This window comes from Cyanobium sp. Tous-M-B4, assembly GCF_024345395.1.
GTDB lineage: Bacteria > Cyanobacteriota > Cyanobacteriia > PCC-6307 > Cyanobiaceae > Cyanobium_A.
In genome coordinates, this window is the sequence record NZ_JAGQBA010000004.1 from 172,967 (window position 1) to 190,957 (window position 17,991).

The following is a 17,991-nucleotide window of genomic DNA, read 5'->3' on the forward strand; positions in this document are numbered from 1 at the left end:
CGCATCTGAGCCTTGCCCCTGGCCCCTTCCCAGCCCCTGCTGCCAGGCCTGGCTAATCCCAGCGATCAACTTCTGGCCAACGGCGCCACCGTGGTCAGCCTGTCCTTGCCCGACTCGCCGCTGGTCTGCCTCGATTTTTGGTGCCGGGCAGGCAGCGTTTTTGAATACGCTGCGGAAAGCGGCATGGCCCATTTTCTTGAACATATGGTGTTCAAGGGCAGTGAGCGGCTGGGGCCTGGTGAATTCGACCTTCGCATCGAGGCGATGGGTGGCAACAGCAATGCCGCAACCGGCTTCGACGACGTTCATTACCACGTTTTGATCCCACCGGAGGCGGCTGCAGACGCCCTCGACCTATTGCTCGATCTGGTGCTGCATCCCCGCCTCGATGTCGCAGCCTTCGACATGGAGAGGCAGGTGGTGCTCGAAGAGCTGGCCCAAAGCGAAGATCAGCCCGATGAAATCGCTCTGCAGCAGCTACTTCGCCTTGGCTGCCCAAAGCACGCCTACGGCCAACCGATCCTGGGCCAGCGCGAGCTGCTGCTCGAGCAGACACCTGATGCCATGGCCGCTTTCCATCGGCGTCTTTATGGTTCCAACCGCTGCGTGCTGGCTATGGGCGGCGCCTTCGAGCTCGAGCCCTTGGCCGAACGCATCGCCGCCAGTGGCCTGGCCCAATTGCCGCTGGTGGAGGAGCCCCGCAGCCGGCAAGCCCTTCTGGTGCAGCCAGGGGAGCACCGGATCGAAGTGCCGCGGCTGGAATCGGCACGCCTACTGATGCTTTGGGGTTTGCCTCCAGCCTCTCAATTGCACGACGTGATGGGTGCAGACCTGCTCACAACCGTGCTGGCAGAGGGGCGCCGCAGCCGCTTAGTGGAGAGGCTGCGCGAGCAACTGCGCATCGTGGAAAGTATCGATCTCGATCTGCACGTAATGGAGTTCGGCAGCTTTGCCCTGCTGGAGGCGATCTGCGAAACGGACGAGCTGGCCTCCGTCCGCAAAGCGATTGATGCGGTCTGGTGCGAGCTGGTGCAGGAGGGGATGGCTGAGGCGGAATGGCAGCGGGCCCAGCGTCTTGTGGCAAACGGCTACCGCTTTGGTTTAGAAGCCGCAGGCGGTGTGGCGGGCTTGATCGGCAGTAACCGTCTCTGGGGGCGCCAACACAGGCTGGAACTGCCGCTCGAAGAGATCGGTTGCTGGAGTGCGTCGGAATTGCTGCAGCAGGCCGTTCCCCTGCTTGATCCCAGCCGGGCCTGCGTTCTCGAGGCGGTGCCGGCATGAGCAGCACCCATCCAGCCACGGCCAACTGGCAGCACACCAGCCTTGAGGGCGGCCTACCTCTGATCTGGCAGCGCCGGCCTGGACCGGCGATCGTGGCCTGCCGGCTGTGGATACGGGGAGGCAGCAGTGAGGATCTGCCTGGCCAGCGCGGGGCTGGTCAATTGCTGGCCGGCTTAATGACCCGCGGTTGCGGCAGCTACGGGCCTGAAGCCTTGGCCGACCTGGTGGAGGGTCGCGGGGCTGCCCTGCGCGCTGAAGCCGCCGAAGACTGCCTGGTGATCAGCCTCAAGTGCGCCAGCAGCGACACGAGCGAGCTGCTGCCCCTGTTGCTGACAATGGCCAGGCAGCCCTGGCTCAATCCCGACCAACTCGAGCTCGAGCGGGACCTGAACCTCCAGAGCCTTCAGCGCCAGCGGGAAGATCCGTTCCAGCTAGCCCACGACCAGTTGCGCCACATGCTCTATGGCGATGGACCCTATGGCCACGATCCCCTTGGTGTAGATGGGGAATTAGCCGCCCTGCACACGGAGCAGATAGGGGCGTTGGTGCCTGATCTCGGCCAGAACGGCGCCCTTTTGGTGGCCTGCGGTGATCTGGATGACGAACTGCCCCAGCTGCTCAATCCCCTGCTGAATCAGTGCCCTTGGAATACGGCCTCGCCAAGCCCCGGTGCCGGCCCCGGCGCAGCCTCCGGGCTGGATCGCTTTGCCTGCTTGGAGCAGGACACTGAGCAACTGGTACTGATGCTGGGTACGGCGACCGTGCCCCTGGGTGATCCGGACGGGCTGGCCCTGAGGCTGCTTCAGGCCCACCTGGGCATGGGCATGTCCAGCCGTCTTTTCGTGACTATGAGGGAGGAGCGCGGCTTGGCCTACGACGTTGGGGTCCACATGCCGGCGCGGCGCGGCGCCACTCCCTTCATCTGGCACCTCTCCACTTCCGCTGAGCGGGCAGAGGAGGCCACCACTGCTCTGCTGGAGGAGTGGCAAAGGGTTCTAGATCAGCCCTTGAGCGCGCCTGAGCTCGCTTTGGCCAAGGCCAAATACCGTGGCCAGGACGCCATGGGGCGCCAGACCTGCGGCCAGATCGCCGATCGTCAGGCGCTGGTGCTGGGTCATGGCCTGGGTTGGAGCTACGTGGAGGACAGCCTGGAGCGGGCCCAGCAACTGGATGCCGGCACCCTGCTGGCGGCAGCTCGCCGCAGGCTTTCGGCTCCCGCCCTCAGCATCTGTGGTCCAGCGCCAGCCCTTGCAGCCGCAGAACAAGCCTGGCAACGCCACGATCTCAGGGCCTGATAGCTAGTGCCCAGTGCCTGATTAAGGCGCGGCAGCTTTTAGTTGGTCGGCTTCCAGCAAAAAGGTGCCGCGACGAAAGCGAACTGCCAGTTGATTGCGCGCCTTAATGGCCAACACCTGGCCTTGCTCATCGCTGTCCACCAGGTCTGGGGGACGCAACATCGGCATTGGATCAGCTGTTTTTAAGTAGTTGGGCCGGCCCTTCAGCTGCACCGCATCGCCCACGGCAAAAGGCAGTGGCTCCAACGACTCGGCTCCTAGGGGCTCGTCCATAGCGTCTCTTGATACCTCGAAGTTAGCGGCCCCATTGGCACGACCCCCCAAAATGGCAAGCAGAAACGACGTGATCAGTTGAGGGCCCTAGCCACCTGGAGCGGCGCAATCGCCGGTCTGCTGCTGATCTTGGTGGGCGGGCTGATTCAGGCCGCCGCCCCGCTTCCGGCCGCCAGTGGGGGCTGGAACCTCACGACCCTGCCCATCACCCTCCAGGTGCCGGCCCTGCTGCTCACCGCCTTGGTCTGCGGCCCCCGCAGCGGCATGCTCGCAGCAGTTGCTTACCTGAGCCTGGGCCTGTTCCAACTGCCGGTGTTTCAGGGCGGGGGCGGTGCCGCCTACCTTTTGGATCCTGGCTTTGGTTATCTAGCTGGCTTCATCCCGGCCGCCTGGCTCACCGGCAAGCTCGTGCGCCAGCAGGGCATGGACGACCTACTGGGTTTGTTTGGCGCCGCAGTGGTCGGGCTGGGCGTCCTTCAGATCTGCGGCATAGCCAACCTATTGCTGGGAGCACTGGCTGGCCGCTGGGGACCAAATCTTGGAATCCTGCTGTTCAGCTACAGCCTGGCGCCCTTGCTACCCCAGTTGCTCCTCTGCTGCGCCGTAGCTCTGATGGCCCTGCTGCTGCGCCGTCTGCTGCTGGTGGAGTCATGAGACGGCTGCGCAACCTCGCCTACGCCAGCGCTGCCATGGTGTTGCTGCTTGACCAGCTCAGCAAGGCTCTAGCCGTTGCCAATCTGCCGCTAGGAAGCAATTCAACTTTTCTGCCGGGGCTCCTTTCCCTGCAGCTTGTCCGCAACACCGGAGCGGCCTTCAGCCTCTTCAGTGGCAACCCCCAGTTACTCGGCCTGGTGAGCCTTCTGGTCTCTATTGGTGTGGCTGTCTGGATTCAGAGGCAGGGTCAGTTGAACCTCATCCGGAGCCTTGGGGTAGGGCTGCTGCTGGGGGGAGCCCTCGGCAACGGGCTCGATCGCTGGCGCCTTGGCTTTGTGGTGGATTTTTTAGCCCTGGTGCCGGTTTCCTTCCCGGTGTTCAACCTGGCCGATGTGGCCATCAACCTGGCGGTGCTTTGCTTCGCCATCGACCTGCTGGGTAACCATGGTCAAGCAGGCGTTTGAAGCCCTAGGCCGCCGTTGGCAGCGGTTCAGCCAGCCAGGCCAAGCCCAACTCCAGGTGCATCTACCGGGCCAAGCCTCGCGCCTGGTGCCCCTGCACCCGGGTACCTATCGCATCGGGCGCGACAACGACTGCCAAATTTGCGTTGATCATCCGGCGGTCAGCCGCCAGCACGCCCTGCTGGAGCGGCGCGGATCCCACTGGTTGCTCAGCGACGACAGCTCAACCAATGGCCTGTGGTGGCAGGGCCGGCGGGTGCAGCAGTTGCTGCTTCGCGACGGCGACAGCCTGCGCTTCGGCCCCAGCCAGGAGGCGGGACTGCCCGAGCTCGATTTTCAGATCCGTCCCCTGCCCCAGCTGCAAAGGTTGCTGCGGGCAACGAGCCTGATGCTTGCGGCGGCGGCCCTAGGCGGCCTTGGCCTGCAGGCCATCTCTGGCCTCCAGGTGCCGATTCGCGGCAGCCTCGCCACGGTGCGGGGGCCGCTGGTGCTCTACGACCGGCAGGGCAAAGCAATCGCAACTGCCCAGGCCAAGGAGCATCGGGAGCTCAAAGCCTTGCAGGGCTATCCCCGGGTGTTGATCGATGCCCTGCTTGCTAGTGAAGACAGCCGCTTCTGGTGGCATCCAGGCGTCGACCCAGTTGGTACGGGCCGAGCCCTTGTTACCAACGTGCTCGGAGGAAGGGTGCTGGAGGGCGGCAGCACTCTCACCCAGCAACTGGCCCGCAGCTTGTACCCCGATCAGGTGGGACAAGGTGAAACCCTTGGCCGCAAGTGGCGTGAGCTGCTGGTGGCGCTACAGCTCGAGGCCCGTTTCAGCAAGCGGGATTTGCTACTGAGCTACCTCAACCGAGTTTATCTAGGCGTTGGCTGGGGTTTTGAGGATGCCTCCCGCCACTATTTCGGTAAGCCCGCCAGCGACCTGAAGCTTGAGGAGGCCGCCCTACTGGTGGGCCTGCTTCCCTCACCCAATGGCTACGACCCGTGTTTCGATCCCCAGGCGGCCCTGAGCTCCCGCAATGCCGTGCTCAGCAAGATGGGAGATACGGGCCGCATCAGTGCCGACCAGGCCCGCAGCGGGCGCCGCAGCCCAATCCGGCTTTCGCCCCAGGCCTGCCGCAGTAGCAGCTCTCTTCGCGGAGTCCCCTTTTATTCAGACCAGGTGGGCCGCGACCTCGATCAGCTGGTGGGGGCAGAGGTGGCTGCCGAGGGTAATTTCCTGATCGATACCTATTTGGATCGCAACCTGCAGGAGCAGGTGGAGCGGTTGCTGCGCCAACGACTTAGCGCCAGCAAGACGCTGGGGGTAGGCGAAGGGGCCGTAGTGGTGCTCGATTCACGCACCGGCGGCATCCTTGCCCTTGCCGGCGGTCGTGACTACCGCCAAAGCCAGTTCAATCGGGCCACGATGGCCCTGCGCCAGCCCGGCAGCACCTTCAAGCTGATTCCCTATTTGGTCGCTCTCGAGCGGGGCGGTAAGCCCAGTGATCCAATCAGCTGCTCGCCATTGCGCTGGCGCGGTCAGAGCTTCAGCAGCGGTTGTGGTGGCAATTTGAGCCTGGTATCTGCCTTCGCTATCAGCAGCAACACGGCAGCGCTGCGTCTGGCCCAGCGGGTAGGGCTTGATGCACTGGTGCAGAAAGCTCGCGATCTTGGCTTCACCAGCCCCCTTGCGGCCGTGCCCGGATTGGCCCTCGGCCAGAGCGAGGTAACCCTGCTGGAGCTCACAGCTGCCTACGCGGCAATCGCCAACGGTGGCGTTTGGCACTCCCCCAGCACAATTCGGCGCCTTACCGATGGAGAGGCATGTAACGGCCAGTCATCAAGCCAGTGCCGCCAGGCCAACGTCCCCACAACATCCCAGGCGGGACGCCGGGTCAGCAGCGAGGCGACGGCCCGCGCCATGCAGCAGTTGCTGCGGGCCGTGGTGCAGCGGGGTACGGGCCAGATGGCCAGTCTTGGCGGCCAGGAGGGTGGCAAAACCGGCACAACCAATGACAGCCGCGATTTGCTCTTTGTCGGCTATGAACCCCAGCGCCATTGGGTGGTGGGTATCTGGTTGGGTAATGACGACAACAGCCCCAGCCGCGCCAGCAGCGCCTTGGCTGCAGGACTGTGGAGCGAGATCATCCGAGCAGCCCGACCCTGATGCCTGAGTTGTGAGCACCCGCACCCGCCTGTGGATGATCGCCGGCCTAGCTGTGCTGGCCCTGATCGCCGTTGGCGCATTGCTGCAGGGGGTCAACAACCTCTACTGGCAACTGAGCTGGTATTTGCCGAGCTGGATTGTTCAGCCGGTGTTTGCTCTTGTTTTCGCTGGCTTCGTGCTGCTGCTTGTGCAACTGGCCTGGCCGTGGCTGCGGACCATTACCGGCAAGGCCAGGTCAGGAGCGGCCGCCAGCTTGCCGCCGCCGGGTAACCGGCGGGAAGCAGCTGCCCAAAACCTGGCCGCCATCGATCAAACCCTCGATCGGGTGCGCGATGCGGTGGAGCGGGAAGCCCTGCGTCAAGAGCGGCAGCGCATGCAGGCCGAGCTCGAACGGGGCGATCTCGTGATTGTGCTGTTTGGTACGGGGTCGGCAGGCAAAACCTCTCTGATCCGGGCCCTGCTGCAAGAGCTGGTGGGCAAGGTGGGAGCTGCCATGGGATCTACCAGCGAAACCCAGCGCTATCGCCTGCGGCTGCGCAGCCTGCAGCGAGCCGTGGTTTTAGTTGACACGCCCGGAATCCTCGAAGCAGGTGCTGCTGGGCTAGAGAGGGAGCGGCTCGCCCGCGACCAGGCAAGCAAGGCGGACCTGCTTCTGCTCGTGGTGGACGGCGACCTGCGCGCCGCCGAGCTTGAGGTTTTTGAAGCCCTGGCTGGTCTGGGAAAGCGGCTGATGCTGGTGCTCAACAAGTGCGACCTGCGCGGTGAGCAGGAGGAAGCAAGGTTGCTGCAGCTGCTGCGCCAACGCAGCCGCGAGCACATTGCGGCCGAAGACGTGATCCCCGCCAGCGCGGCACCCCAGAGCGTGCCCATGCCAGGGGGGCGTCCCTTGCAGCCAGCCGCCGAGGTCGATGCCCTGTTACGCCGTATCGCCGCCGTGCTCCACGCCGACGGGGAAGAACTGATTGCCGACAATCTGCTTTTGCAGTGCCGGCGGCTCAGTGAGGCCAGCCGCTCCCTGCTGACCCGGCAGCGCCGCAGCGACTGCGAGGTGATCGTTGATCGCTACATGTGGATCGGAGCCGGGGTGCTTGCCGTCACACCCCTGCCTGGTCTGGATCTGCTCGGTGCCGCAGCTGTAAACGCCCAAATGGTGGTGGAGATCGCCCGTATTTATGGCATCAGCATGAGTCGCCAAAGTGCCCAAGATCTGGCCCTTTCCGTTGGACGCACCATGGCTGGCCTCGGGCTGGTGAAGGGGGGCGTCAGCCTGCTTAGTGCGTCCCTAAGCCTGAACGTACCTGCTCTGGTTGTGAGCCGTGCCATTCAGGCGGTCAGTGCTGCCTGGCTCACCCGGGTTGCGGGGCTGAGCTTCATCACCTACTTCGAGCGCGACCAAGAATGGGGCGACGGTGGTGTGCAGGAGGTCGTGCAGCAGCAATACGACCTCAGCCGACGCGACGGGGCCATGAGTCGCTTCCTTAAAGCCGCCTTCAGCCGGGTGGTGCAACCACTGCAGGCAAAGCAGCGGAGTTTGCCGCCAAGGCCTGAGCCCGACTGACCGGCAGCTTGCCCAAGGCCTCCGGTGGTGGTGGCTGCAGTGGTCCCCGGCTATCAAGCACCACGATCATGGCCAAATAAAGAACGCCGATTAATACCGAAATGGCGCCAGTCACAATCGCGACCCAACGGCCTCGGCCGGAGCTCGTCACAGCAGGGGGTTCACTCACAGGGGGAGGTGTATCAGGGTTGTTCATCGAGGCTGGCATGCACCACCCTGGCGAGGTTCTCGAGGTGGGCTGGTTTGGTGTGGGGGTTACCGAGCACGGCCTTGAGATGGTGGCGCCCGGCGTAGTGAGGCCGCGAAAGCATCAGCTGCTCCTGGAGCAGACGCTGGCGAGTGCGATCGCTCCAGGCTTGGCTGGCGGCGGCATCAAGTTGATGGGGGGTGAAGGCCAGCAGATGGAAGGAGCCACCGATCAACTGCAGCCGCTCGTTGGGTGCCAGTAGGGCCTGAAGCTGGCGGCGACGCTGAATAGCCCCATCGAGCACCGCTTCGATCCCCACCAGGCCAAGCTGCCGCAAACCGAGCCAAAGCTTGAGAATTTCACCGGGGCGGGTGCCCTGCAGGCCACTTTCACCGCCGTGGCTACCACCCCAGCTCGGCTCCATGTAGGGCAGTCCGGTGTGAAACGCCTCCGCCAGTGCCTGAGGGCGGGCCAGCAATAGCAAGGAGGAGGCTTTGGTGATTCCCAGCAGTTTCTGGGGATTGATCGTGATCGAATCGGCTCGCTCCAGGCCAGCAACCCGATGGCGGTGGGCAGGCACCAGGCCGAACACGGCGCCGATGGCCCCATCCACATGCAGCCACTGGCCGCGCCGCTGGCAAATCCCAGCTATCTCACTGAGGGGGTCGACTGCCCCCCGAACGGTGGTGCCAGCGGTAGCGACTACCGCGATTACAGGCTTCCCAGCCCGCTCGAGTTGATCAAGCTCCAGCTCCAAAGCGGTTGGATCTAGTCGGCCCTGGCTATCGACTGCCACCGGCCGCAGGGCCTCAGGCGGTAAGCCCATCACCGCCAGTGCTTTAGCGAGGGAGACATGGGCATCAATGCTTGCCACCACCACCGCCCGGCCGTCTATGGCCAAACCCCGCTGGCGTCTCGCTGCGACCAGGGCCATCAAGTTGGAAAGGGTGCCGCCGCTGGCGGCCACACCACCACTACCAGCAGGCAGGCCCAGCTGCTCAGCCAGCCAGGCCGTGAGGCTGCGCTCTAGGCGGCTCAAGCTGGGGGACAATTCCTCAGCCAACATGTTGTTGTTAAGGCCGGCGCAGATCAAATCTGCAGCCACCGAGGCCGGCAGTGGTGGTGGGTCGAGATGGGCAAGGGCACCGGGGTGGTTGGGATTAAAGGCCCCATCCATCACGAGCTGCAGATCGGCCAACAGCATCTCCGGAGCCAAACCGTGACCTTCCGGCTCCACCGGTGGCAAAACGCTCAAGCCGGGCAGTGGCGAGCGTTCTGCAGCACTACCAAGCCACACACAGAGCTGCCGTGAAGCCTGCTCTAAAAAGTCCTGCAGCCTGGGGTCTAGCTGCTCCGGACTGGCGAAGGGCAGGGGCTGGCTGGCCCGCGGGGCAGGGGGGGCGCTAGCCAACGAAAACCGATCGGATCAAGCCATTCTCACCTGTGGAGGTGGGCTACAAGTGGGTTTGTGCTGCGGGCAGCAAGCAGTGGATCGTTCCCAACTCATGGGCCCATCAGGGCCCCAGCTGCAGCGCCAGTGGATGCAACTGCTGCTGCGCCACGCAGAACGGGCCGGAAACCAGGGCGAAATTCCCGTCGCCGCTGTGGTGCTCGATGAAGGCGGACGCTGTATCGGCTGGGGCAGCAATCGACGCGAACAGCACAACGATCCCCTTGGACACGCAGAACTGGTGGCCCTTGGCCAGGCGGCCCGTTTGCGCGGCGACTGGAGATTTAATGGCTGCACTTTGCTGGTGAGCCTGGAACCTTGCCCGATGTGTGCCGGTGCCTTGGTGCAAGCCCGCATGGGAACGGTAATTTTCGGCGCTACGGATCCGAAAAGGGGCGCCCTCGGCAGTTGCCTTGACTTAGCAAGCAACGCCAGTGCCCATCACCACATGACGGTGATCGGAGGGGTTTTGGGCGAACAGGCCAGCGGTCTGCTGGCGAGCTGGTTTAAGCGGCGACGGCAGCAGGGGCAACTGCAGGCATGAAGGCTGGCAGCTCGGTTTCAAACAGGTTGAGCAGGAGGTCGACGTTTTGAGGCTGGCTGTTGTAACCCATCAGGCCGATCCGCCAAACCTTGCCCGCCAGGGCGCCCAAGCCTCCACCCACCTCAATTCCATGCTTAGTGAGCAGGTGCTGAGAGAAGGCTTTGCCATCAACTCCTGCGGGGATGCGCACTGTGGTGAGGGTGGGAAGGCGCAGGGCTGCCGGGGCATGCAGCTCGAGCCCGAGGGCTTCGAGACCAGCCCATAGGAGCTCGGAATTGCTGCGGTGGCGGGCCCAGGCTGCCTCCAGTCCCTCCTCGGCAAGCAGGCGCAGGGCTTCGCGCATGCCGAAATTCATATTTACTGGCGCTGTGTGGTGGTACACCCGATCACTGCCCCAGTACTGATTCAGCAGGGTGACGTCCAGGTACCAGTTGGGGACCTTGCCCGCCCGGGCCATCATTTTTGCCTCGGCTCGCGGGCCCATGGTGAAGGGTCCAAGGCCAGGAGGACAGCTGAGGCCCTTCTGGCTGCAGCTGTAGGCCAGATCCACCTTCCATTCATCGAGGTAGAGGGGCACCGCACCGAGGGAGGTGACGGTATCAAGCAAGAGCAGGCAGTCGTGCTCACGGCAGAGATCGCCGATGCCCTCCATGGGCTGGCAGATCCCGGTGGATGTTTCGGCGTGGACGATGGCCAGAATTTTGGGCTGATGGGTGGCTACGGCGCGCTCAAGTTCAGCAAGGCTGAAAGCTTCTCCCCAGGGCTTCTCGATCGTCACAACATTGGCCCGGTAGCGACCGGCCATGTCGGCCAGACGCAGGCCGAAGTAGCCCTTAACGGCCACCAAAACAGTGTCGCCAGGCTCAATCGTGTTGGCCAGACTGGCTTCCATGGCCGCACTGCCGGTGCCGCTCATTGGAATGGTGAGGCGGTTTTCGGTCTGCCAGGCGTAGCGGAGCAGATCCTGCACCTCACCCATCAGCTCGACGTAGAGGGGGTCGAGGTGACCAATCGGCATTCGGGCCAGGGCCTGAAGCACGGTGGGATGGGCATTGGAGGGGCCAGGACCGAGCAGCAGACGATCCGGCGTGGCTATGGGAGCCAGCGTGCGGCGATGGGCTGAATTAACTGGTGGCAGCACGGGCAGGGGAACCAAGACCAGGATGGAGCGTGTAAATCGAGCCTAAGTAGCAATTACGTGGCCTAGCGGGCCCGCAGATTGGTGGCACCAAGACCACGGCACAGATGGTCAAAGGGGGCACGAACCACTGCCGCCGATGCCACACCCGCATCGAGCAGCATCTCGCAGACCACATCAGCCATCAAGGCAATGCTGCGCACGGTGGGGCCGGTCGGCACGCCAAGACTCTTGTAGGTGTCGTCGAGACCGTTCAGCACCCGCTCGTTGAGGATCGATGCGTCGTCGGCGATCAGGGCATAGCTGGCGTAACGCAGGAAGTAATCCATGTCCCGCAGGCAAGCCGAAAGGCGCCTTGTGGTGTAGGCGTTGCCACCGGGCAGGATCAGCTCGGGATCGGCAAGCCAGAGGCGCTGGGCCGCCTCGCGCACGATGGCCGCAGCCTCACGGTTGATCAGCTCCACCGCAGCCAGGCGCACGCTGGATTCGGAGTAATAAATGCTGATGCGGTCGATCGCATCGCGGTCTAAATAGCGGCCGAGCTGGTCATAACGGCCAATTAGACCAGTGATGGCATCGCGCATGGCGGAATCAAATCGACGCACCTGTATCGAAAACTAGCACTCACATTCCGCCAAATCCCAGGCCAGGGATGGGTTCTGGGGAAGTTGACAGAAACGGTTACGCAATCCTCTCCGTCAGTTTGGTTACGGGCGCTACCAATTAGCGTCTGGCCGATCCGTACGGTCCGGCAACGCCGCAACCGGTCGGCACCCATCCTTCTTGTTCGTAATGGCCCAAACAGCCCAAGACGTCCTCCGTCAGATCCATGAGGAGGGAATCGAGCTGATCGACCTCAAGTTTGTCGACTTGCATGGCAAGTGGCAGCACCTGACGGTCTGCCGCGACCTGATCGACGAGGCCTCCTTCAGCGATGGCGTTGCCTTTGACGGCTCCTCGATACGGGGCTGGAAGGCGATCAACGAATCGGACATGGCGATGGTGCCGGACCCCAACACCGCCTGGATCGATCCCTTTTACAGCCACAAAACCCTGAGCCTGATCTGCTCGATCCAGGAGCCCCGAAGTGGCAAGCCCTATGGCCGTTGTCCCCGGGCCTTGGCCCAGAAAGCGCTCAACTACCTCAGTTCCACCGGTATCGCCGATACCGCCTACTTCGGGCCGGAGCCTGAATTCTTTGTCTTCGACGACGTCCGTTACAGCTCAGGCAGCGGCAGCAGCTTCTACAGCGTCGATTCAGTTGAAGCACCTTGGAATAGCGCCCGCCTTGAGGAGGGCGGCAACCTCGCCTACAAGATTCAGTTGAAGGAGGGCTACTTCCCGGTAGCCCCCAACGACACCCTGCAGGACATGCGCACGGAGATGTTGCTCACCATGGGCAGCCTGGGGGTGCCGATCGAGAAGCAGCACCACGAGGTGGCAACGGCCCAGCATGAGCTGGGTATCAAGTTTGCCGAGCTGATCAGCGCAGCCGACAACGTGATGATCTACAAATACGTAGTGCGCAACGTTGCCCGTAAGTACGGCAAGACGGCCACCTTCATGCCCAAACCCGTGTTCGCCGATAACGGCAGCGGCATGCATGTGCACCAGAGCCTCTGGCGAGGCGGCAATCCCCTGTTTTTCGGCGAAGGCACCTACGCCAACCTTTCCCAGACTGCCCGTTGGTACATCGGAGGGCTGCTGAAGCACGCCCCCAGTTTCCTGGCCTTCACAAATCCAACAACTAACAGCTACAAGCGATTGGTGCCAGGCTTCGAGGCTCCGGTGAACCTGGTTTATTCCCAGGGCAATCGTTCCGCCGCGGTTCGCATTCCGCTCACGGGGCCGAGCCCCAAGGCCAAGCGCCTGGAATTCCGCTCCGGCGATGCCCTGTCCAACCCCTACCTCGGCTTCGCGGCAATGTTGATGGCAGGCATCGATGGCATCAAGAACCAAATTGACCCGGGCGATGGCACCGATGTTGATCTGTTCGAGCTCTCGCCAGAGGAATTGGCTCGCATCTCCACTGTGCCGGCCTCACTGAATGGTGCCCTTGAAGCCCTAGATGCAGATAAGGATTATCTGCTAGCTGGTGGCGTCTTCACCGAAGACTTCATCAACAATTGGATCACCCTTAAATACGAGGAGGTGCAGCAGCTACGCCAGCGGCCCCACCCCCACGAGTTTGTGATGTACTACGACGCTTGAGCAGACGCCGGTGGGCAATAGCGCAGGTGGGCGATAGCGCTTGCCTGCAGTTGCTTCTCGCGGGCCTGGCGCCTTGCCCAGGCTTGGAGCTGATGCAGGGCGTCCGCGGCGGGGTTGGGATCGTGGTGTTTGGTTATCTGGGCCAGTTCGGCGCCGTGGAGGCGGTTGTCGCGAGCGTGCAACAGGCTCCAGGTTTGAAATTCAGGATCGGCATGCTGGCTCTGCAGGCGGGCAATGTTCATGGAGTGCTCCCCTCTCTCTGGATCCAGTCTGCTGCTGTCTTGGTAGCGGTTGCTACTAAATGGCCAGAGCTTCACAGCTCTTCAGCAATCGCAGTGTGAGTTCAAATTCGCTGAAATGGACACAAGCCATTGCCTAGCCATGCCCGATCAGCTCACAAAGTTGGCCTACCAAACCATGCAGCAGGGCAGGGCGTTGCTTGGGGTGACCCACAAAGAGGTGAGCACCAGGCTTATGGGGTTGCTTGCTCCAGATGGCACCCCAAAAACCGTGCCAATTCCGCCTGAGCTGCTGGCCAGCCTCAGGCAGGCCATGGATTCATTGCACGAGCGCGACTGGCAGGAAGCAGAACAGGGCCTTTACCCGCCTTCCCTCCTGTTCGATGCCCCCTGGCTTGATTGGGCCAGTCGGTATCCACTGGTGTGGCTAGATATGCCCAGCACCTGGACTCGCCGCCGGGAGCGCAAAGTGCGCGACTTGCCCAGCAGTGTTGATCTAGATAATTATCCCGACTATTACCTTCAAAATTTTCATCACCAGACAGACGGCTACCTAAGCGACCACTCCGCGGCGCTCTACGATCTGCAGGTAGAAATTCTGTTTAATGGCTCAGCCGACCCAATGCGGCGGCGGGTGCTGGCTCCCCTGCTGCGGGGTATCAAAGCCTTCGCCGATCGGCCAGCCGGCCAGGTGCGCGTGCTCGACCTAGCCACCGGCACCGGTCGCACCCTGCGCCAGATCAGGGCGGCTTTACCAAAAGCCCAGCTGGTGGGATTGGATCTTTCCAGTGCCTACCTGCGCCAGGCCAACAAGTGGCTTAGTCAGCTGCCCGGTGAACTTCCCCAGCTAACCCAAGGCAATGCCGAGGCACTGCCCTTTGCCGACGCAAGTTTTCAAGCGGTCACCTGCGTTTTCCTGTTCCACGAGCTGCCGGGCGAGGCCCGTCAGAACGTGATCAATCAGGCCTACCGGGTGTTGGAGCCTGGCGGGGTTGTGGTCATTGCCGATTCCGTACAGCTGGCTGATTCGCCCCAATTCAGTGCCGTAATGGAAAACTTCCGGCGGGTTTTCCATGAGCCCTATTACCGCGATTACATCTCAGATGACATCGGCGCTCGTCTTACCCAACCTGGCTTTGAGGGCATCACAGCCCAAAGCCATTTCATGACCCGGGTCTGGACGGCCCGCAAGCCTCGCTAGCGCTTCAGAATCCAGGCCATGAGCAGACCGGCGGTGGCCCAGCGCAGCCCACGCCAAAACAGCACCTCCTGGCGATAGGGAGGTGCCAGCTGCTCGGGCAGGGGATCAAGCAATCTCTGGGTTAACTCAAGACGCTGGCGTTGCCGCCGCTGATTCACCCCGGAACTTTTAGCTGTCAAAGATGCCTGGGTGAGCAACCCATCCAGCAGGTGCAGGAGGCGAATTGGTTGGCGCACCGAGTGGTGGCCCAATGGTCGCGTCGGCATGGCCAGCTCCCAACGAGGCGTTACAGGCTTCAGGATGGAACCTCGAGCCTGTATGCGTCCAGTGCAAATCCCATTGTCCAAGCAAAAACGAAGCTGGCCAGAAGGCTCCCTAGAGGCGGCTGTCGCTTTGCAGCGGCATCTGGCAATTAGTGACCGGGATTGGCACGCCTTCAAGGCCCAACGCGCCCGGCGCGGCGCTGAGCAGCTTGCAGCAGCCCTGGTGCTGCTGCTTAGGGCCGATGATCCCGGGGCACCTCAAACCTCGGACGCCCGCCGTCAGGCTATCGAGTTGGTTGAGCATGGGCTGGGCTGGCTTAAGGCTGAGCTGAGCGATCCTGGTTGCCCCAGCCACCGACCGGCGTCAGCAACGACGCTCGCTGCCGACTGACTGCCAGTTGCAACCGGTTGCCGCGGTTACTCCAGCGCACGTCGTCGAAGCAGTGATGAATCAAAAACAGGCCGCGACCACCCGCAGCGTCTAGCTGATCGGGCAGGTTGGTGCTGCGAGCCGCTGGTGGCACCCCAGCTCCCTCGTCCTGCACCTGCCACACCAGCCAGTTGGGGGTTTCAATGCGGCGCACTCTCAAGCATTTGGCTGGGTCGCAACCGTTGCCATGGCGGACCGCATTGACCAGTGCTTCTTGCAAACCAAGCTGCACCTGACCCTGAAGCTGCAGGCAGCGAATGGGCTCAATCAACAGTTCCAACAGCGGTGCCAGCTGCAGCGTTGAAGGCGTGATGAAGTCCGACCAGCGCAGGGCCATCGGGCTGAGGGACGCAGGTGCCGTTTTGACCATACGCCGCTGCGTGCACCCTGGCTCAGGCCTTGATCCGCTGTTGCAGAGCTGGGTGGTTGAGCAGGGCATCCATCAGCCGCACGCCGCGCAGTTGATTGACAAGGGGCATATGCCCCTCAGGGGCCTCAATGGACCACTGAAAGGAGCCTGGATAGCGCGTCCAGCGGCCTGCATCCTTCCAGGCCAACTTGGGCCAGAGCAGCTCCCAACGGCCATTGCAACTGCGTAGCAACCTGCCTTGCACCGAGAAGCCAAAACGGCCGCGTGAAAAACAGACCCAGAGCCGATCGAGGCTGTCTAGGTCGGCGGTGGCTATCGGCGGCACCTCGCTGTAGTACACGTAACCTCGCCGTACTGCTTCTGGACCGGCCAGCTTGCGCAGCAAGCTGCTGGTGATTCGATCTGCTTCCTCAAACTGCTGAGCCATCAGGGCTCGTTGCAGGGGCGCGTAGTCCAGTCCACGGGCCGACACCGTGGCAAGCCAGCCGTCGGGGTAGCGGGCCAGGAACTCTTCGCGCAGCCCATCCTGTTCATCGAGCAGGAGCTGAATTAAAAAACCAGCTGCCCAGTCATCTCCGGTGGCATCGACGCCGGCCAGATGGTCTGGGATTAGCGGCCGCAAGACATGGCTCTGATGCTGCAGGGTGGCCAGCAGGGCACGCCTTTGACGGGTATTGCCGGCCTGAAAGCGTTCAAGCAGGGCCCTAGGGCTGGTGCCGGTAGCGGCGGTGACCGGAGGTCCGGAAAGCATGGAAATGGAAGCCGAGCCTGAAGCAGTGCCAGCGTGGCCCACTATGTCAGCTGAGATCCTCAACAGTGATGTCGGGCCCCTGCCCTCCCCAAGATGTGACCGCATTCCTGGCGGCCGAGGGGCCGATCGTGGACGTGCGCAGCCCTGGGGAATATGAACAGGGTCATGTGCCCGGAGCGGTCAACCTGCCTTTGTTTAGCAACGAAGAGCGGGCCCAAGTTGGCACTGTCTATAAGCAACAGGGACGTCAGCATGCCGTGCTGCTCGGCCTGGAATTGGTTGGACTGAAGTTGCCATCCCTTGCCCAGGCGCTATTGGAGCTTGCTGAAGCAGACAAGTCCCTGCGCCTACACTGCTGGCGTGGTGGCATGCGCTCAGGCAGCATGGCCTGGCTGGCGAGCACCTTGGAGCTGCCCGTTTTGCTCTTGGAAGGCGGCTACAAGGCCTACCGCCGCTGGGTGTTGGACTGTTTTGAGTCCGCCTGGCCCCTACTGGTGCTCGGCGGTCGCACCGGCACGGGCAAAACCGACTTGTTGCATGCCCTTCGGCAAAGAGGGCAGGCGGTCGTTGATCTCGAGGGACTAGCCAATCACCGGGGCAGCAGTTTCGGCGGCTTGGGCCAACCCCCTCAACCGAGCACGGAGCACTACGAGAACCTACTGGCTGCAAGCCTTACGGTCTGCGCAGGTCAGGCACCGATCTGGCTTGAAGCCGAAAGCGCCCAGGTCGGTCGCTGCCGTATTCCCGCGGGCTTGTGGCGCCAAATGGGTGAGGCGCCGGCTGTTGAGATCCAACGTCCAATCGCGGAGCGGGTTGAGCAACTGGTTGCGGTATATGGCAATCAAGGGGAGGAGTCCTTACGCCTCGCCACCGAACGCATCGCCCGGCGGCTTGGCCCCCAACGCACGGCAACTGCTCTGGATGCGATCGCCTCTCAAGACTGGGCGGCTGCCTGCCAGCAGATGCTCGACTACTACGACCGCTGCTACGACAAAGAGCTCAGCAGACGCGATAAGCCCCTGTTGTCCAGCTTCGATTTGGGCGGACTAGACCCCGATGCAGCTGCAGCTGAATTGCTGCAACCAGCTCCCTGGTGGGAGCAGCTCTGCGGGTAGTTAGTTAAGGCGGGCTCCTAGGATTGATTTTTGTCCCCGCTTGCCATGGGCGCCGCCATTCAGTTCTTCCGTGGGGTGGATGAGCCGGTCGTGCCCGACATCCGTCTCACCCGCTCGCGGGACGGCCGCACCGGCCAGGCCCTTTTCGTGTTCGAGGAGCCCGATGCCCTTGCGCCCGAAAGCATGGGCGACATTACCGGCATGTTTCTGGTCGATGAGGAAGGCGAGCTGGTCACCCGTGAAGTGAAGGCCCGCTTCGTCAACGGCAAGGCCAGCGCCTTGGAGTGCACCTTCACCTGGAAGAGCACAGAGGATTTCGATCGCTTCATGCGCTTTGCCCAGCGCTACGCCGACAGCCACGATCTGGGCTTCTCGGGCAATAAAGATGATGATCAGCCCGAGCAGGACGAGGCCTGAGGCC

The 17,991-nt window shown here is 62.8% G+C and carries 20 protein-coding genes; 12 read left to right on the forward strand and 8 right to left on the reverse strand.

Going from position 1 to position 17,991, the window contains the following annotated elements; all coding sequences use genetic code 11:
- The first annotated feature begins 12 nt into the window (after positions 1-12).
- Both KBY73_RS09365 and KBY73_RS09370 read left to right on the forward strand, forming a co-directional pair.
- Positions 13-1,281, forward strand: coding sequence for a pitrilysin family protein (locus KBY73_RS09365; RefSeq protein WP_254936818.1), 1,269 nt, complete (start codon positions 13-15; stop codon positions 1,279-1,281).
- Positions 1,278-2,576 carry a pitrilysin family protein gene (locus KBY73_RS09370; protein WP_254936819.1) on the forward strand — a complete coding sequence of 433 codons (1,299 nt, stop codon included), beginning with the start codon at positions 1,278-1,280 and terminating at the stop codon, positions 2,574-2,576. The genes KBY73_RS09365 and KBY73_RS09370 overlap by 4 nt, the downstream gene beginning before the upstream one ends.
- Positions 2,577-2,597: 21 nt before the next feature.
- Here KBY73_RS09370 and KBY73_RS09375 read toward each other — a convergent pair whose 3' ends face one another.
- Complete coding sequence (locus KBY73_RS09375; protein WP_254936820.1) at positions 2,598-2,849, reverse strand: NAD(P)H dehydrogenase assembly family protein; 252 nt, start codon at positions 2,847-2,849, stop codon at positions 2,598-2,600.
- A gap of 78 nt (positions 2,850-2,927) precedes the next feature.
- Between KBY73_RS09375 and KBY73_RS09380 the strand changes: the two genes are divergently transcribed.
- Genes KBY73_RS09380 through KBY73_RS09395 form a run of 4 tightly spaced genes read left to right on the forward strand, consistent with a single transcriptional unit; the run spans position 2,928 to position 7,671 of the window.
- Positions 2,928-3,503, forward strand: a complete 576-nt coding sequence (locus tag KBY73_RS09380; RefSeq protein WP_254936821.1) for a biotin transporter BioY — start codon at positions 2,928-2,930, stop codon at positions 3,501-3,503.
- Positions 3,500-3,967, forward strand: coding sequence for a signal peptidase II (gene lspA, locus KBY73_RS09385; RefSeq protein ID WP_254936822.1), 468 nt, complete (start codon positions 3,500-3,502; stop codon positions 3,965-3,967). Before KBY73_RS09380 ends, lspA begins: the two co-directional genes overlap by 4 nt.
- The gene (locus KBY73_RS09390; RefSeq protein WP_254936823.1) at positions 3,948-6,113 is read left to right on the forward strand and encodes a transglycosylase domain-containing protein; all 2,166 of its coding nucleotides are present in this window, start codon (positions 3,948-3,950) and stop codon (positions 6,111-6,113) included. Before lspA ends, KBY73_RS09390 begins: the two co-directional genes overlap by 20 nt.
- Positions 6,114-6,123: 10 nt before the next feature.
- Positions 6,124-7,671, forward strand: a complete 1,548-nt coding sequence (locus KBY73_RS09395) for a DUF697 domain-containing protein (RefSeq protein ID WP_396096902.1) — start codon at positions 6,124-6,126, stop codon at positions 7,669-7,671.
- A gap of 182 nt (positions 7,672-7,853) precedes the next feature.
- Here KBY73_RS09395 and KBY73_RS09400 read toward each other — a convergent pair whose 3' ends face one another.
- The gene (locus KBY73_RS09400) at positions 7,854-9,269 is read right to left on the reverse strand and encodes an aminotransferase class V-fold PLP-dependent enzyme (protein WP_254936824.1); all 1,416 of its coding nucleotides are present in this window, start codon (positions 9,267-9,269) and stop codon (positions 7,854-7,856) included.
- A 94-nt stretch (positions 9,270-9,363) separates the two neighbouring features.
- On the opposite strand from KBY73_RS09400, the gene KBY73_RS09405 reads away from it, so the two are divergent.
- Positions 9,364-9,852, forward strand: coding sequence for a nucleoside deaminase (locus KBY73_RS09405; protein ID WP_254936825.1), 489 nt, complete (start codon positions 9,364-9,366; stop codon positions 9,850-9,852).
- Here KBY73_RS09405 and KBY73_RS09410 read toward each other — a convergent pair.
- The gene (locus tag KBY73_RS09410; protein WP_254936826.1) at positions 9,815-10,993 is read right to left on the reverse strand and encodes an alanine--glyoxylate aminotransferase family protein; all 1,179 of its coding nucleotides are present in this window, start codon (positions 10,991-10,993) and stop codon (positions 9,815-9,817) included. The genes KBY73_RS09405 and KBY73_RS09410 overlap by 38 nt on opposite strands.
- A 62-nt stretch (positions 10,994-11,055) precedes the next feature.
- Positions 11,056-11,574, reverse strand: a complete 519-nt coding sequence (locus KBY73_RS09415) for an allophycocyanin subunit beta (protein ID WP_254936827.1) — start codon at positions 11,572-11,574, stop codon at positions 11,056-11,058.
- Positions 11,575-11,782: 208 nt separating this feature from the next.
- Between KBY73_RS09415 and glnA the strand changes: the two genes are divergently transcribed.
- The gene (glnA, locus tag KBY73_RS09420; protein ID WP_254936828.1) at positions 11,783-13,201 is read left to right on the forward strand and encodes a type I glutamate--ammonia ligase; all 1,419 of its coding nucleotides are present in this window, start codon (positions 11,783-11,785) and stop codon (positions 13,199-13,201) included.
- Here glnA and KBY73_RS09425 read toward each other — a convergent pair.
- Complete coding sequence (locus KBY73_RS09425; RefSeq protein ID WP_254936829.1) at positions 13,189-13,443, reverse strand: hypothetical protein; 255 nt, start codon at positions 13,441-13,443, stop codon at positions 13,189-13,191. The two genes, glnA and KBY73_RS09425, sit on opposite strands and share 13 nt — an antisense overlap.
- A 139-nt stretch (positions 13,444-13,582) precedes the next feature.
- On the opposite strand from KBY73_RS09425, the gene KBY73_RS09430 reads away from it, so the two are divergent.
- On the forward strand, positions 13,583-14,641 hold the full coding sequence (locus KBY73_RS09430; protein WP_254936830.1) for a class I SAM-dependent methyltransferase: 1,059 nt from the start codon (positions 13,583-13,585) through the stop codon (positions 14,639-14,641).
- On the opposite strand, the gene KBY73_RS09435 is transcribed toward KBY73_RS09430, so the two are convergent.
- Positions 14,638-14,907 (reverse strand): hypothetical protein, encoded by a 270-nt coding sequence (locus KBY73_RS09435; RefSeq protein WP_254936831.1) that lies wholly within the window; start codon positions 14,905-14,907, stop codon positions 14,638-14,640. The two genes, KBY73_RS09430 and KBY73_RS09435, sit on opposite strands and share 4 nt — an antisense overlap.
- A gap of 52 nt (positions 14,908-14,959) precedes the next feature.
- Here KBY73_RS09435 and KBY73_RS09440 point away from each other — a divergent pair, with 52 nt between their 5' ends.
- Positions 14,960-15,295 carry a DUF6439 family protein gene (locus KBY73_RS09440; protein ID WP_315858421.1) on the forward strand — a complete coding sequence of 112 codons (336 nt, stop codon included), beginning with the start codon at positions 14,960-14,962 and terminating at the stop codon, positions 15,293-15,295.
- Here the strand turns inward: KBY73_RS09440 and KBY73_RS09445 are convergent.
- Positions 15,222-15,671, reverse strand: a complete 450-nt coding sequence (locus KBY73_RS09445) for an ATP-binding protein (RefSeq protein WP_254936833.1) — start codon at positions 15,669-15,671, stop codon at positions 15,222-15,224. The two genes, KBY73_RS09440 and KBY73_RS09445, sit on opposite strands and share 74 nt — an antisense overlap.
- A gap of 55 nt (positions 15,672-15,726) precedes the next feature.
- A complete protein-coding gene (locus tag KBY73_RS09450; protein ID WP_254936834.1) occupies positions 15,727-16,455 on the reverse strand; it encodes a GUN4 domain-containing protein in 729 nt (242 codons plus the stop codon).
- Positions 16,456-16,523: 68 nt separating this feature from the next.
- Here KBY73_RS09450 and mnmH point away from each other — a divergent pair, with 68 nt between their 5' ends.
- Both mnmH and psb28 read left to right on the forward strand, forming a co-directional pair.
- Positions 16,524-17,570, forward strand: coding sequence for a tRNA 2-selenouridine(34) synthase MnmH (mnmH, locus tag KBY73_RS09455; protein ID WP_254936835.1), 1,047 nt, complete (start codon positions 16,524-16,526; stop codon positions 17,568-17,570).
- A gap of 45 nt (positions 17,571-17,615) precedes the next feature.
- Positions 17,616-17,987 (forward strand): photosystem II reaction center protein Psb28, encoded by a 372-nt coding sequence (gene psb28 / locus KBY73_RS09460; protein WP_254936836.1) that lies wholly within the window; start codon positions 17,616-17,618, stop codon positions 17,985-17,987.
- The last annotated feature ends 4 nt before the right edge of the window (positions 17,988-17,991 follow it).

Coding starts and splice junctions, on each gene's coding strand:
- KBY73_RS09370 (WP_254936819.1), top strand. CDS start 1,278: ATGAGCAGCACCCATCCAGCCACGGCCAACTGGCAGCACACCAGCCTT.
- KBY73_RS09375 (WP_254936820.1), bottom strand. CDS start 2,849: ATGGACGAGCCCCTAGGAGCCGAGTCGTTGGAGCCACTGCCTTTTGCC.
- lspA (WP_254936822.1), top strand. CDS start 3,500: ATGAGACGGCTGCGCAACCTCGCCTACGCCAGCGCTGCCATGGTGTTG.
- KBY73_RS09390 (WP_254936823.1), top strand. CDS start 3,948: ATGGTCAAGCAGGCGTTTGAAGCCCTAGGCCGCCGTTGGCAGCGGTTC.
- KBY73_RS09405 (WP_254936825.1), top strand. CDS start 9,364: ATGGGCCCATCAGGGCCCCAGCTGCAGCGCCAGTGGATGCAACTGCTG.
- KBY73_RS09415 (WP_254936827.1), bottom strand. CDS start 11,574: ATGCGCGATGCCATCACTGGTCTAATTGGCCGTTATGACCAGCTCGGC.
- glnA (WP_254936828.1), top strand. CDS start 11,783: ATGGCCCAAACAGCCCAAGACGTCCTCCGTCAGATCCATGAGGAGGGA.
- KBY73_RS09425 (WP_254936829.1), bottom strand. CDS start 13,443: ATGAACATTGCCCGCCTGCAGAGCCAGCATGCCGATCCTGAATTTCAA.
- KBY73_RS09430 (WP_254936830.1), top strand. CDS start 13,583: ATGCCCGATCAGCTCACAAAGTTGGCCTACCAAACCATGCAGCAGGGC.
- KBY73_RS09435 (WP_254936831.1), bottom strand. CDS start 14,907: ATGCCGACGCGACCATTGGGCCACCACTCGGTGCGCCAACCAATTCGC.
- KBY73_RS09440 (WP_315858421.1), top strand. CDS start 14,960: ATGCGTCCAGTGCAAATCCCATTGTCCAAGCAAAAACGAAGCTGGCCA.
- KBY73_RS09445 (WP_254936833.1), bottom strand. CDS start 15,671: ATGGCCCTGCGCTGGTCGGACTTCATCACGCCTTCAACGCTGCAGCTG.
- KBY73_RS09450 (WP_254936834.1), bottom strand. CDS start 16,455: ATGCTTTCCGGACCTCCGGTCACCGCCGCTACCGGCACCAGCCCTAGG.
- mnmH (WP_254936835.1), top strand. CDS start 16,524: ATGTCGGGCCCCTGCCCTCCCCAAGATGTGACCGCATTCCTGGCGGCC.
- psb28 (WP_254936836.1), top strand. CDS start 17,616: ATGGGCGCCGCCATTCAGTTCTTCCGTGGGGTGGATGAGCCGGTCGTG.